The following is a 13,739-nucleotide window of genomic DNA, read 5'->3' on the forward strand; positions in this document are numbered from 1 at the left end:
TCTCAGACCCGGGTCAGGGTGCCCTTGGCGCGGGCACGTCGGAGGAAGCGGACGAGGGTGGCCGACCCGAAGGCCAGGGCCAGGGCGCCCAGCAGCACCACCGCGGCCAGCCGGAGCGCGGCCGACTCCACCGGCTCCGGTGCCAGCGCGTCGCGCAGCAGGTCCGCGCCCCAGGACAGGTACAGCACGCGGCTCAGGCCCTCCAGCCAGCCGGGGAAGAGTGCCACCGGGACCATCACGCCGCTGAGCAGGAACACCGGCATGGACAGGGTGTTCTGCACGATCCGCGCCCCGGGCGCGGCGATGAACACCGCCGAGAGCGCCGTCGCCGTGGCCGCGGTGGACAGGGCGGTCGCCGCGATCGCGAGCACGAACACCACGGGGTGGTGGATGGTGACCCAGAAGCCGAAGAACAGACCGGCGACCCCGATGGCCAGGCCGAACGCGGGGACCGAGACCAGCATCGCGCCGCACAGGCGGCCGAATACCAGCATGGGAAAGGACACCGGTGAGGCCACGAGGGGCTCCAGGCGTCCGTTCTCCCGGTCCTCGCTGATCATCTCGCCGGAGAACATCAGCGCCGCGGTCCACAGCGTCATCAGGGTCGGGGCCACCACCGTGTAGGAGGCCAGGTCGGCGCGGTCGGAGTGGAGCACCATCGACAGGAAGACGATCGTGAAGAAGGGGGCGCCGACCAGGGCGAAGTAGCTGTCCACGCTCCTGGCCAGCCGACGGGTCTGGAAGGCGAAGCCCAGACCGAAGCCGGGTGCGGGGGGCCTCACGTGTCCACCGCCATCCCGCGCCCGCCGACCAGGTGCAGGTAGACCTCCTCCAGACTGGGGCGGCTCCGGGACACGTCACTGATCCCGGCGTCCACCAGGGCCCGCAGCACGGCGAGGGCGGCGTCGGGGTCGTCGGTCTCCACGCGGGTCCCCGCACCCTCCACCTCCTTGACCGACACCACCCCGGGCAGCGCGGCCAGCCGCTCCCGCAGGGGACCGGGCACGCCCCGGGCGTCCACCCGCTCGTAGGAGGAGACCAGGCGGCCCACGGTGTCGGGGCTCTCGGTGAGCACCAGCCGCCCCTGGTCGATGAGGGACACCCGGTCACTGAGCGCCGCCGCCTCGGCCATGTCGTGGGTGGTCATGAGAATGGTGCGCCCGCTGCTGCGCAGCTCGCCGACCAGGGCGCGGAAGTCGCGGGCGGCCACCGGGTCCATGCCGACGGTGGGCTCGTCCAGGATGAGCACGCCCGGGTCGGAGACCAGTCCGCGCGCCAGGTGGAGGCGCTGCTTCATGCCCCGGGAGAAGGAGCCGACGCGCTCCTTGGCCCGGTCGGCCAGGCCCACCCTCTCCAGGAGCTCGTCCACCCGTCTGCGCCGCCGGGCGCCCGTGAGCCCGTACACCCCGGCCCAGAAGGTGAGGTTCTGCCGGGCGGTGAGCCGGTCGTAGGCCCCCTTGTCGCCGCCGAACACGATGCCGAGGGAGTTCTTCACCCCCGCGGTGTCGGTGACCACGTCGCGCCCGAGCACCCGGACGGTGCCGGAGGTGGGCAGCAGCACGGTGGAGACGATCTTGCACAGCGTGGTCTTGCCCGCGCCGTTGGGTCCGAGCAGGCCGTGCACCTCGCCCTCAGGGACCTCCAGGCTGACGCCGCGCAGCGCCTCCAGCTCCTCACCTCCCCCGCGCTGGTAGACGCGTCCGAGGTTCTCGATCTGCAGGGCGCTCACGTGTGCCGACCTTTCTCGGGGAGGGGAGCGGATCGCGGGAACGCGCGGGGGCGGGGCGCCGCACGAAGGTATCTCGACATCGAGATACCTTCGTCATCCTATGTCACGGACCGATCCTCGCGCGTGTCCGGTTCCGGCCACAACGGCTTTTCGTCCCCTCCCCCGCCGGCGGCCGCGCCTCGGACTGTCACCGGTTCACGGCAGCATGGACGGGACCGCCGCCGTCACCCCGAGGAGCCGCCATGTCCGACCAGATCTGCGCCTGGGCACGGGGGTCGTCCGACCTGATGCGGGCCTACCACGACAAGGAGTGGGGCAGGCCCTCGCGCGACGACGCCCACCTGTTCGAGATGCTCGTCCTGGAGGGCGCGCAGGCGGGCCTGTCCTGGGCCACCGTGCTCAACAAGCGGGAGAACTACCGGCGGGTCCTGGACGGCTTCGACCACGACCGGATCGCGGAGTACGGACAACAGGACGCCGACCGGCTCCTCCAGGACGCCGGGATCATCCGCAACCGCCTCAAGGTGGCCTCGCTCCCCCGCAACGCGCGGGCCTTCCAGCGGGTGCGCGCGGAGTACGGCACCTTCGCCGACTACCTGTGGGGCTGGGTGGACGGCACACCCGTGGTCAACCGCTTCACGGAGCAGTCCGAGGTGCCGGTGAGCACCCCGCTGTCGGACCGGGTCGGCAGGGACCTCAGGAAACGCGGCTTCACCTTCGTCGGCACGACCATCGTCTACTCCTACCTCCAAGCCGTCGGCGTGGTCGACGACCACCTGGTCGGCTGCCCCGCCAAACCCGCCTGAGCACCACCGGAAGACGCCCGCGCGCTACGGCCGGCCGGCCCCCGCCACCTCCACCGGAGCGCGCCCGCGCGCGGTCTCCCACCAACGGGTCACCCCCGCCTCCCGCAGGAACGCGTGGTCGTGGCAGGCCGCGATCAGCGCGCCGCGGTAGTCCGCGAGGGCCTCGGCCAGCTGACGCTGGCTGTCCAGGTCGAGGTTGTTGGTGGGCTCGTCCAGCACCAGCAGGCGGGGCGGTGCGTCCGCCAGCAGCAGCCGGGCCAGTGCGACCCGGAACCGCTCTCCCCCGGACAGGTCGCCCGCCCGCTGCTCCACCCGTTCCCCCCGGATGAGGAAGCGGGCCAGACCGGCCCGCACCTGGTGCGGTGTGGCGGACGTCGCCGCCGCGCGCACGTTGTCGAGCACGCTCAGGTCGTCGTCCAGCACGTCCAACCGCTGCGGCAGGTAACCGATCGGGCCGGCCGCGTGCACGACCTCGGCCTGTGGATGCTCTCCCCGGCCGACCACCGCCCTGAGCAGGGTGGTCTTGCCCGACCCGTTGGGTCCGACCAGTGCCACCCGTTCGGGGCCGCGCACGTACAGCCGCGCGTCGTCGGGGGCCCGCAGCTCCAGCACGTCGTGTCCGGAGGGGACCTCGGTGCCGGGCAGGGCGATCCGGATGGTGTCGTCGTCGCGGACGGCCTCCCGCGCCCGGTCCAGCCCCTCCCTGGCCTCGGCCAGCTTGTCCTCCTGCATGATCCGGTGCTTGCCCGCCGCCACCTGGGCGTCGCGCTTGCGCTGCTTCATGACCACGCGCGGCTCGCGCTTGGTGTCGTACATCTTCCTGCCGTAGCGCACCCGCCGGGCCAGCTTGACCTGGGCGTCGGCGAGCTGGCGCTTCTCCCGGCGCACGTCGGCCCCGGCCACGCGCACCATGCGCCGGGCCGCCTCCTGCTCGGCGGCCAACTGCTCGGTGTAGGCGGAGTAGTTGCCGCCCCACACGCGTACGCGTCCGTCCCGGAGCTCGGCGATCTGATCGACCCGGTCCAGGAGTTCGCGGTCGTGGCTGACCACGATGAGCACCCCGCGCCAGGAGCCGACCGCCTCGTACAGCCGCTCCCTGGCGTGGTGGTCCAGGTTGTTGGTGGGCTCGTCCAGCAGGGTGACGGCGGGACGGCGCAGGGCCAGACCGGCGAGCGCGGCCAGCACGGCCTCCCCTCCGGAGAGGGTTCCGACGGGCCGGTCCAGCGGGGTGTCCCCCGCCAGGGTGAGGCCGAACCGTTCGAGCTGGGCGAGGGCGCGCTCCTCCACGTCCCAGTCCTCGCCGACGGCGGCGAAGGCGGCCTCGGTGGTCTCCCCCGCCTCGATGGCGTGCAGCGCGGCGCGGGCCCGGTCGATCCCCAGCAGTTCGGCGACGGTGCGTCCGGTGTCCAGGGTGAGCCCCTGGGTCAGGTAGCCGACGTCGCCGTCCACCGACACCGTGCCCGAGTCCGGGGTCAACCGCCCCGCGACCAGGCCGAGCAGGGTGGACTTGCCGCTGCCGTTGCGGCCGATGAGTCCGGTACGCCCGGTGCCGAACGCGGCGTCCAGACCGGTCAGGACGGGTGTGCCGTCGGGCCAGGCGAAGGCCAGCCGGGTGCAGACGACGGAGAGGGACATGCGGACCTCCGAAGGGTGGTGGAGAGCTTCCGGGAACGTGGGGTCACGCGGCCTCGGCCCATCGTGGTCTCCTCCTTCGGAGTACTTGATGCGACTACTGTCGCGATAGTGAGCATGGCAGACGAGGACGTTAAATGCAACTACAGTTGCGTTATGACCTCCGACACGGAAACACCCGGAACCGCCAGACCCGGCGGCCGCACCGCGCGCAACACCGCGGCCGTACTCCAGGCCACCCTCGACGAGCTAGGCGAACACGGCTACGCGGGACTCACCGTGGAACGCGTCGCCACGCGCTCCGGGGTGCACAAGGCCACCGTCTACCGGCGTTGGGGAGGGGTGGACGGGCTCCTGGCCGCCTCGCTGGAGTGGTCCGCCACCCGCGCGTGGGAGCCCGAGCGCACCGGCTCCCTGCGCACCGACCTGTTCGCCCTGGCCGAGACCGTGGTGCACGGCTTCACCGAGGCACCCGAGGGAGCCGTGTCCTCGGCCTCCGTCGCCGCCGCCTTCGACTCCCCCCGCGTGGCCGGGGCGCTGCGCGTGTTCATGACCGACCGGCACGAACGCGCCTCCGTGGTCGTGACCGAGGCCGTCACCCGGGGCGAGGTTCCCGAGGGCACCGACCCGGCACAGGTGGTGCGCTCGGCGGTCGCACCCGTCTACTACCGGCTCTTCGTCAGCCGCGAGCCCGTCGCCCGGGCCGACCTGTGTCTGGCCGCCCGGATCACCGCCGACGCCGCCGCCCGGGGCGCCTTCGTCCCCGACCCCTGAACGCCGGGCCCGACGCGGGCCGCCCTGCCCTAAACTGGCCCACACCGGACCGAGAGCAGGACGGCCGATGCCCACGCAGTACCCCAGAAGCGGCGACCCCGCGCGCAGTCTCGCCCTGCTGTGGCGGACCCGGGAGCCCGTCAGCCGCCGGAGCAAGCCGGACCTGAGCGTGGACCGGATCGTGGCCGTGGCCTCGGAGATGGCCGACGCCGACGGGCTCGCCGCGCTGTCCATGCGCAAGGTGGCCGAACGCCTGGGTGTGGGGACCATGTCGCTGTACACCTACGTCCCCGGCAAGGGCGAACTGGTCGACCTGATGCTCGACGCCGCGTACGCGGGCCTGTACGGGGACGGCGAGCGGTCCGGCCACTGGCGGGACCGGCTGGGCGAGGTCGCGTACGCCAACTGGCGGCTGTTCCTGCGCCATCCGTGGATGCTGCAGACCCCCCGGAGCCGTCTGCTCGGCCCCCACCTCATCGCCAAGTACGAGTACGAGCTGTCCGCCGTGGACGCACTGGGCCTGACCGACGTCGAGATGGACTCCACGGTCAGCCTGGTCAACAGCTACGCCGAGGGTGCCGCGAGCCAGGCCGTGGCGGCGGGTGAGACCGAGAGGTCCTCGGGGATGACCGACGGGCAGTGGTGGCGCACCCACGGCCCGCTGCTGGCGACGTTCGTGCGGGACGAGGACTACCCGCTCGCCTCGCGCGTGGGCAGCGCGGTGGGCGGCGCGCACCAGGCGGTGTACCCACCCGAGCACGAGTTCGCCTTCGGCCTGGAGCGCGTCCTGGACGGCGTCCAGGCCCTGGTGGACTCCCGGACCCCCCGGGGCGATGGTTCCTGACCCGCGGGGCGGCGTCCCCGCCGTCCACCGGCGCTCCCCTTCCTTGGGATGGTACGAGCGGAACTCCCTTTCCTCCCGCATGAACGCCGGAGGGAGGTCCGTCCTTCTCCGGCGGTCCTCACCCCGAGGAGCGAGCGGGTCGGCGGAAAGGCCTGACCACGTGGTCCCTGCCGGGGAGAGGGCACGGGCGAAGGAGATCGGCCCGCAGGTGGGAACTGTGTGATCCGACCCGCCGGGGGTACGGTAAAGCCCGCATTGACGTCGCGCATGACGACACCGGAGGGGAACAGTATGGGGGACATCGACCTGTCGTTGATCGGGGATCTGTACCGCAGGTATCGAGACCCGCTGGCCAAGGTCCGGGACGCACAACGCGACTTCCTCCGGCGGACGCGCGGGCGGATGACTCCGCAGCTCGACGACCTGGAGGCGGAGATCACCTACATGCTGCTGCGTGAAACGCGGCCGGACACGGTGATGGAGCTGGGCACCTTCCACGGCTGGTCCACCACATGGATCCTGCAGGCGCTGCGCGACAACGGCACGGGGACGCTGCACTCCTTCGACATCGTGGACAACGTGGTGGCGAACGTGCCCTCCGACCTGGCCCTGGGCCGGTGGGAGTTCCACAAGGGCGACATCCGCGAGAACATGTCGCAGGTCCCGGAGGGGATCGACTACCTGTTCGTGGACGCCGCGCACAACGGCCGGTTCGCGAAGTGGTATCTGTCCGAGCTGTTCCCCCGGATCGCGCCGGGGACCCCGGTCAGTGTCCACGACGTCTTCCACGGCAGGCGGGCCCTGCCCCTGACCGAGGGCGCCGTGGTGCTGTCGTGGCTGCGCCGCACCGGCACGGACTTCTTCACCCCGTCCCGCAAGCGTGCGCCCGCGCCCCACATCGCCCTCCTGGAGCTGCGGGAGGAGCTGGGGCTGGGTGAGCCGGTGCGTACCAGCACCGACAACCCGATGATCTATTTCCGGATGCCCGAACACCGGGTGGCCCGGAACGCGGGCTGAACCCTGGTCGGCCAGCGGAGGCGGGGCCCTTCCGGGGCGGCTCCCACCGGAAGGACCGCCCCGGCGGGCCCGGGTCGGATCCCCCCTGGGACGGCCGACCCCGTGGTCGGTCCGCGGGCACTGCCGGGACGCGGCCCCCGGGCCGGATGAGCGACACACGGGGACCGCGGCCGAGGGCCGAGAAGCAGCCCCCGGCGCGTGGCCGGGGAACCTGGGAAAGGCGGGTCAGAGGGCTGCGGCCTGCCGGGCCAGGTCGGTGATCCGGTCCCAGCCGCCCGCTGACACCAGGTCGGCCGGGGTCAGCCAGCTGCCGCCCACACACCCCACGTTCGGCAGGGCCAGGTAGTCGGGGGCGGAGGCGGCGGTGATCCCGCCGGTCGGGCAGAACCGCACCTGGGGCAGGGGAGACGCCAGCGACTTCAGGAACGCGACGCCCCCCGAGGCCTCGGCCGGGAAGAACTTCACCTCCGACACCCCGCGCTCCAGCAGCGCCATCGCCTCGGACACGGTGCCCACACCGGGCAGGAAGGGCAGACCGGTGTCGGCCATCGCCGAGGCCAGGCCGTCCGTGCAGCCGGGGCTGACCAGGAAGCGCGCACCGGCCGCGGCGGCGGCCGACGCCTGCTCGGGAGTGACCACGGTGCCCGCGCCCACCACGGCCTCGGGCACCTCGGCGGCGATCCTCTCGATGGCTCCCAGCGCGGCCGGGGTCCGCAGGGTCACCTCGATGCCGGGCAGCCCGCCCGCCACCAGCGCGCGTGCCAGCGGCACGGCGGTCTCGGCCTCGGAGACGACCACCACCGGCATCACCGGGGCCAGGTCGAGGATGTCCGCGCCCGAACGGGGGTTCGTCGTCATGTCGTGCTCTCTCCAGGGTGGGTCGAATCGGGGACGGGCGCGCCGCGGCCGTCGGAACCGGTCCGCGGCGCGCCCTGGGGCGTGCCCGGTGGGGCTCAGAACGCGAAGATCCCGGCGCCCGTCTCGGCGGGGCCGACCGCGCCGCGCAGGGCGGCGAAGAGTTCGCGGCCGGTACCGCTGGAGGAGTCCGTGCCGGGACGCGCGGGCTCGCGGCCGGACAGGTCCGCCAGCACCTCCAGCGTGCCCGTGGTGGCGTCCAGGCGGATGGGGTCGCCGTCGCGCACGTAGGCCAGCGCGCCGCCCGCCTCCGCCTCGGGGGACACGTGGATGGCGGCGGGCACCTTGCCCGAGGCCCCGGACATGCGCCCGTCGGTCACCAGGGCCACCCGCTGGCCGCGGTCCTGGAGCACCGCCAGCGGCGGGGTGAGCTTGTGCAGTTCGGGCATGCCGTTGGCGCGCGGCCCCTGGAAGCGGACCACCGCGACGAAGTCGCCGGTCAGCTCACCGGCGGTGAAGGCGTCCTGGAGTTCGGACTGGTCACCGAAGACGCGCGCGGGGGCCTCCACGACGTGGCGCTCGGGCGCGACCGCCGACACCTTGATGACGGCGCGGCCCAGGTTGCCCGAGAGCATGCGCAGGCCGCCGTCCTCGGCGAAGGGGTCCTCCACCCCGCGCAGCACCGTGGTGTCGCCGCTCTCCTTGGGGCCCTCGCCCCAGGTCAGCTCACCCCCGTCCAGGCGCGGGCTCTGCCGGTAGCGGCCCAGTCCCCCGCCCATCAGGGTGCTCACGTCCTCGTGCAGGAGCCCGGCGTCCAGCAGGGAGCCGATGAGGTAGGCCATGCCGCCCGCCTCGTGGAACTGGTTCACGTCGGCGGCGCCGTTGGGGTACATGCGGGTGAGCAGCGGCACCACCTCGGACAGGGCGGCGAAGTCGTCCCAGGTCAGCTCGATTCCGGCGGCGCGCGCGATGGCCACCAGGTGCAGCGTGTGGTTGCTGGACCCGCCGGTGGCCAGCAGGGCGACCACGGCGTTGACGACGGCGCGCTCGTCGATCTGGCGGCCGACGGGGTTGTAGTGCTCCCCCAGGGCGGTCCGGGCGAGCACGCTGCGTCCGGCCTCGGCGGTCAGGGCCTCGCGTAGCGGGGTGCCCGGCTGCTCGAAGCTCGCCCCGGCCAGGTGCAGGCCCATGACCTCCATGAGCATCTGGTTGGAGTTGGCCGTGCCGTAGAAGGTGCAGGTGCCGGGCGAGTGGTAGGCGGCCGACTCGGCCTGGAGCAGCTCGCGGCGGCCCACCTTGCCCTCGGCGAACTGCTGCCGCACACGGGCCTTGTCCTTGTTGGGCAGACCCGAGGGCATGGGTCCGGCGGGCACGAACGCCACCGGCAGGTGGCCGAAGGACAGGGCGCCGATGAGCAGGCCGGGCACGATCTTGTCGCACACGCCGAGCATCAGGGCGCCGTCGAACATGTCGTGGGACAGGGCCACGGCGGTGGCCATCGCGATGACGTCCCGGCTGAACAGGGACAGCTCCATGCCCGCGCGCCCCTGGGTGATGCCGTCGCACATGGCGGGCACGCCGCCCGCGAACTGGGCGACGCCGCCCGCCTCGGCCACGGCGGCCTTGAGCAGGGCCGGGTAGGACTCCAGCGGCTGGTGCGCGGAGAGCATGTCGTTGTAGGCGGAGACGATCGCCACGTTGGGCGTGACGTCACCGGACAGCTTGAGCTTGTCGGAGACACCGCAGGCCGCGAACCCGTGGGCGAGGTTGGCGCAGCCCAGGGAGGTGCGCGCGGGTCCCTGTGCCGCCGCCTCGTCGATCCGCGCCAGGTAGGCGGACCTGGTCTGGGCGCTGCGCTCGGCGATGCGCCTGGTGACGTCGGCGACGACGGGGTGGACGGCGGGTCCGTACCCGGTGTTGTCGGCGTTGTCGGGAGTGTGCGCGGTCATCGGGATCGCTCCTCTTCGTGCCACGTCCGGCCGGTACGGCCGATGAGCCGGTGCGCGCCCGCGGGGCCGGCGCTTCCGGCTGGATAGGTCTCGGGGGTCGTGCCCAGGTCGCTCCACGCCTCGATGACGGGGTCCACCCAGCGCCAGGCCGCCTCGACCTCGTCGCGGCGCATGAAGAGGGTGGAGTCCCCCGCCAGGACGTCCGTCAACAGCCGCTCGTAGGCTTCGGGCGAGCGGTCGGCGAAGGTGTCGGCGAAGCTGAGCTCCAGGGGTACCGGCCGTAGCCGCAGCGCTCCGGCGCCGGGCGTCTTGGCCAGCATGGTCAGGTGTATGCCCTCGTCCGGCTGGAGCCTGATGACGAGGCTGCCCGGCCCGGGCATGTCGGTGCCGGGGAAGATCGTGTGCGGCACCTCCCGGAAGCGGATCACGATCTCCGAGCGGGAGTGCGACATGCGCTTGCCGGTGCGCAGGTAGAAGGGCACACCCGCCCAGCGCCAGTTGGCGACCTCCGCGCGCAGGGCCACGAAGGTCTCGGTGTCGCTGGCGGCGGGTCCGCCGGGCTCGTCGAGGTAGCCGAGCACCTCGGTGCCCTGGACGGCGCCGCGCCCGTACTGGCCGCGCACGGTGTCCTCGGCGACGCGGTCGCCGGTCAGGGGGCTCAGGGACTGCAGGACCTTGAGCTTCTCGTCGCGGACGGCGTCGCGGTCGTAGCTGGCCGGGGGCTCCATGGCGGTCAGGCAGAGCAGTTGGAGCAGGTGGTTCTGGACCATGTCGCGCATGGCGCCGGAGGTGTCGTAGTAGCCGCGCCGCCCGCCCACCCCGACGGTCTCGGCCGCGGTGATCTGGACGTGGTCGATCCAGCGGGAGTTCCACAGGGGTTCGAGGAAGACGTTGGCGAACCGCAGTACGAGCAGGTTCTGCACGGTCTCCTTGCCCAGGTAGTGGTCGATCCGGTAGATCCGCGACTCGTCGAAGACCGCGCCCACCGCGTCGTTGACGGCCTGGGACGAGGCCAGGTCGCGGCCCAGGGGCTTTTCCATGACCACGCGGGAGCCGGAGGTGACCAGGCCGGCCCCGGCCAGGCCGCGGCAGATGGGGCCGGAGATCATCGGCGGGACGGCGAGGTAGAAGACGCGGTCGCGGACGGTCCCCAGGAGGGAGGCGAGGGCGTCCCAGCCGGAGGGGTCGCCGCCGACGTCCACGGTGACGTGGTGGAGGCGTCCCAGGAAGCGGTGGAGCACGTCGGGCTCGGCGATCTGGACGGCGTGGTGGCCGCGGACCGCGGCGGAGGCCTTGTCCCTGAAGTCGGCGTCGGTGAGGCCGTCGCGCGAGACGGCGACGACGCGGGTCCCCCCGTCCAGGTGCCCGTCGCGGTCCAGCAGGTACAGGGAGGGGAGGAGTTTGCGCATGGACAGGTCGCCGGTGCCCCCGAAGACCACCAGGTCGGTGGGGTGGGGCGCGGACTGCTGCGACATCTTCGGTCTGCTCCAGCGGAGAGGGAAGGGGATGGGGGCCGGGGGGCGGAGTGTGACGCGACGGGGGGTGCGGGAGAGCGGTGCGGACCGGCCGGTTCCGTTCTCCGCTTCTGACCCTAAGCCTGACTATGGTAAAAAACCAAGCACACTTGAGAACAATTATTTACATAACCTCTCAGCCTTCGCGGCGTAACCCCATGGTTGAATGACATATGGCCAGAACCCCGGGACGCCTGTCCTCCGCTGCCACCAGCGGCCACATCCTGGAGCTCATACGCTCGGGCATCGCGACCAGCCGCACCGAGATCGGCCGGGTCACGGGCCTGTCCCGCCCCTCGGTGTCCCTGCGGGTGACCGAGCTGATCAACAGCGGGCTCGTCACCGAGAGCTCGGGAGCGGCCTCCAGCGGCGGCCGGCCGCCCACCCTGCTGGAGTTCAACGCCGGCAGCGGCCTCATCCTCACCAGCGCCCTCGGCATGGTCCGCAGCCAGGCCGCGGTCTGCGACCTCAACGGCGACGTCCTGGCCCGCACTCCGGGCTCGCCCGACATGGAGCAGGGCCCCGACACCACCCTCCCCTGGTTGCTGGACACCTGGTCCGAGCAGATCGCCTCGCTGGGCCGCGACCCCGGCGACGTGCGCGGCGTGGGCATCGGCCTGCCCGGGACCGTCGAGTTCCACGCGGGCCGCGCCGACGACCGCCCGTTCCTGGGCAAGTGGGCGGGGGTGGCCCTGGCCCCGCTGGTCGCCGAGCGCTTCCCGGTGCCGGTGACAGTCGACAACGACGTGAACGTGATGGCGCTCGGCGAGCACATCGCGGGCGGGCACGGGCATCCCGACGACATGGTGTTCGTGAAGGTCTCCACCGGGATCGGCGCCGGGCTGCTGTCCGGCGGACGGCTGCTGCGCGGTGCCCTGGGCGCCGCCGGGGAGATCGGGCACGTCCCGGTACGCGACGGCGGCGGACTCCCCTGCCGCTGCGGCAACACCGACTGCCTGGAGGCGGTCGCGGGCGGGCGGCGGCTGCTGGACAGCGCCGCCGAGCAGGGACGCGAGGTGGACACCCTCAAGGACCTGGTGTCGCTGGCCGCCGGGGGCGACCCGGTCGCGGTGACCCTGGTCCGCTCCGCGGGGCGGCGGCTCGGCGAGGCGCTCGCCGGGGCGGTGAACCTGCTCAACCCCGAGGTGATCGTCCTGGGCGGCGACCTGTCGGAGGCCTACGACCACCTGGTCGCGGGCGTGCGCGAGGTGGTGTTCCAGCAGTGCACCGCCCTGGCCACCCGCCAGCTGCGCGTGGTGGCCAGCTCCCTGTGGGACGACGCGGGCGTACGCGGCTGCGCCGCCATGGTGACCGAGGAGATCCTGTCACCGGAGGCGGTGAACAAGCTCCTGGCGGGGTGAGGGACCGGCGGCGCCTTCGCCCACAGGCTGTGGACGAGGAGTACCTTCCGCCCGACCGGGCATCCTCACGTGGAGGAGTCCGGGCACCGGCGCCCGCCTCCCCGCCCCCGCACCGATCCGCTCCCTCCATCACCAGCGCTGACCTGCGATGACGCCGTCGGCGACGAACACATGCCCCGCGTCCACACTTGACAACCGCCCTCGATGTGGCGAATAGTCGCCCAGCACCGTTCCCGCCCCAGCCGCACACCTCCGTCACCCCACGTGACCGCGCCCGTGCGGGCCCCCGCCCGGAAAGGTCCCTGTCGTGCTTCCAGAGAATCCCCTCTTCCTGATCCTTTTGGGTGCCGGGATCAGCCTGGTCACCAGCGTCGTCGTGACCGGACTCCAGGCACGCCTCGTCAGGCGCGACGACACGCGCACCGCGTCCCGCGCCTCCGCACGGACTCTCACCAGCGCCTTCATCGCCGAGCGTGACATGGCCGACAGCAAGGAGAGCTTCCTCTCCGAGGCGGAGCTGACGGTCATGTCGATGACCGACCGCAAGACCCGCGACCGGCTGCGCGACGTCATCCGCCTGCTGCGCGAACGGACGCTGCCCGAGGTCGAGGAGCTCAGCGGGGTCGGCTCCGAGCGCGCCCGCCAACTGCTGTGCGACCACGCGCTGGAGGTGCTCGGCGCACACCTGCGTTCCGAGCGGCTGCCCGAGGTGCCCGCCCCGGTCCGCAAGATGCTGTCCGTGGAGGAGGAGGCGCTGAGCATCCACTCCGGTGAGACGCCGCGCCCCAGCGGGCCCATCGCCAAGAGCGCGGTCACGGCGCGCCCCCGGCACACCGACACCGCCAAGTCCGCCTCTCCCGCTCGCAAGAGCACCAAGGGCACCGCCAAGCCCGCCGCCAAACCCGCCGCGAAGCCCGCGGCCAAGGGCGGAGGCTCCACCGCCACCGCGGAGGAGGGCCCCAAGAAGGAGAGCGCCTTCTGGGACGACTGATCCGGGGGTGAACACCGGACCCTTGCGCGGGGAAGCGGGCCACAGGCTCCGGCACCGCGCTCGCGCACCTGCTCAGAAGGTTTTCGTGCGGTCTCCGAGGGGAAGGTCAGGCGAACAGGCTCCGCCGGACGACCACGGGGGTGGACGATTGTGCGGCGCGATTGTGGTCAAGTCTCTCGTACGAGGACGATCCGGGCGCGCGGCGGAGGAGAGTTTCACCTAGGATCTCTGCCACGCGCGGTTTTCCCGTGTCGTTGGCAGCGCCCG

At 72.6% G+C, this 13,739-nt stretch carries 12 protein-coding genes; 6 read left to right on the forward strand and 6 right to left on the reverse strand.

What is annotated here, in order from left to right; all coding sequences use genetic code 11:
• Window positions 1-2 precede the first annotated feature (2 nt).
• Window positions 3-782: an ABC transporter permease gene (locus A6A08_RS03425; RefSeq protein ID WP_083608771.1), complete on the reverse strand. Its 780-nt coding sequence runs from the start codon at window positions 780-782 to the stop codon at window positions 3-5.
• Window positions 779-1,729 (reverse strand): ABC transporter ATP-binding protein, encoded by a 951-nt coding sequence (locus A6A08_RS03430; RefSeq protein ID WP_073700986.1) that lies wholly within the window; start codon window positions 1,727-1,729, stop codon window positions 779-781. The genes A6A08_RS03425 and A6A08_RS03430 overlap by 4 nt, the downstream gene beginning before the upstream one ends.
• A 242-nt stretch (window positions 1,730-1,971) precedes the next feature.
• Here A6A08_RS03430 and A6A08_RS03435 point away from each other — a divergent pair, with 242 nt between their 5' ends.
• Window positions 1,972-2,535, forward strand: a complete 564-nt coding sequence (locus A6A08_RS03435; RefSeq protein WP_073700987.1) for a DNA-3-methyladenine glycosylase I — start codon at window positions 1,972-1,974, stop codon at window positions 2,533-2,535.
• A gap of 24 nt (window positions 2,536-2,559) precedes the next feature.
• Here the strand turns inward: A6A08_RS03435 and A6A08_RS03440 are convergent, their stop codons facing one another.
• The gene (locus A6A08_RS03440; RefSeq protein WP_073700988.1) at window positions 2,560-4,170 is read right to left on the reverse strand and encodes an ABC-F family ATP-binding cassette domain-containing protein; all 1,611 of its coding nucleotides are present in this window, start codon (window positions 4,168-4,170) and stop codon (window positions 2,560-2,562) included.
• 153 nt (window positions 4,171-4,323) lie between these two features.
• Between A6A08_RS03440 and A6A08_RS03445 the strand changes: the two genes are divergently transcribed.
• From A6A08_RS03445 to A6A08_RS03455, 3 genes are all read left to right on the forward strand, one after another.
• The gene (locus tag A6A08_RS03445; protein WP_073700989.1) at window positions 4,324-4,941 is read left to right on the forward strand and encodes a TetR/AcrR family transcriptional regulator; all 618 of its coding nucleotides are present in this window, start codon (window positions 4,324-4,326) and stop codon (window positions 4,939-4,941) included.
• 67 nt (window positions 4,942-5,008) lie between these two features.
• Complete coding sequence (locus A6A08_RS03450) at window positions 5,009-5,785, forward strand: TetR/AcrR family transcriptional regulator (RefSeq protein WP_073700990.1); 777 nt, start codon at window positions 5,009-5,011, stop codon at window positions 5,783-5,785.
• A 291-nt stretch (window positions 5,786-6,076) separates the two neighbouring features.
• Entirely contained in the window at window positions 6,077-6,802 is a 726-nt protein-coding gene (locus tag A6A08_RS03455; protein ID WP_073700991.1) for a class I SAM-dependent methyltransferase, read from the forward strand.
• Window positions 6,803-7,027: 225 nt separating this feature from the next.
• On the opposite strand, the gene eda is transcribed toward A6A08_RS03455, so the two are convergent.
• The 3 genes from eda to zwf all read right to left on the reverse strand — a co-directional run bounded on the left by eda (window position 7,028) and on the right by zwf (window position 11,081).
• Window positions 7,028-7,660, reverse strand: coding sequence for a bifunctional 4-hydroxy-2-oxoglutarate aldolase/2-dehydro-3-deoxy-phosphogluconate aldolase (gene eda / locus A6A08_RS03460; RefSeq protein ID WP_073700992.1), 633 nt, complete (start codon window positions 7,658-7,660; stop codon window positions 7,028-7,030).
• Between the two features lie 95 nt (window positions 7,661-7,755).
• Window positions 7,756-9,606, reverse strand: coding sequence for a phosphogluconate dehydratase (gene edd, locus A6A08_RS03465; RefSeq protein WP_073700993.1), 1,851 nt, complete (start codon window positions 9,604-9,606; stop codon window positions 7,756-7,758).
• A complete protein-coding gene (gene zwf, locus A6A08_RS03470; RefSeq protein WP_073700994.1) occupies window positions 9,603-11,081 on the reverse strand; it encodes a glucose-6-phosphate dehydrogenase in 1,479 nt (492 codons plus the stop codon). The genes edd and zwf overlap by 4 nt, the downstream gene beginning before the upstream one ends.
• A gap of 212 nt (window positions 11,082-11,293) precedes the next feature.
• Here zwf and A6A08_RS03475 point away from each other — a divergent pair, with 212 nt between their 5' ends.
• Window positions 11,294-12,481, forward strand: a complete 1,188-nt coding sequence (locus A6A08_RS03475) for an ROK family transcriptional regulator (protein WP_073700995.1) — start codon at window positions 11,294-11,296, stop codon at window positions 12,479-12,481.
• A 307-nt stretch (window positions 12,482-12,788) separates the two neighbouring features.
• A complete protein-coding gene (locus A6A08_RS03480; protein ID WP_073700996.1) occupies window positions 12,789-13,472 on the forward strand; it encodes a hypothetical protein in 684 nt (227 codons plus the stop codon).
• Window positions 13,473-13,739: the final 267 nt, after the last annotated feature.

This window comes from Nocardiopsis sp. TSRI0078 (genome assembly GCF_001905145.1).
Lineage (GTDB): Bacteria > Actinomycetota > Actinomycetes > Streptosporangiales > Streptosporangiaceae > Nocardiopsis.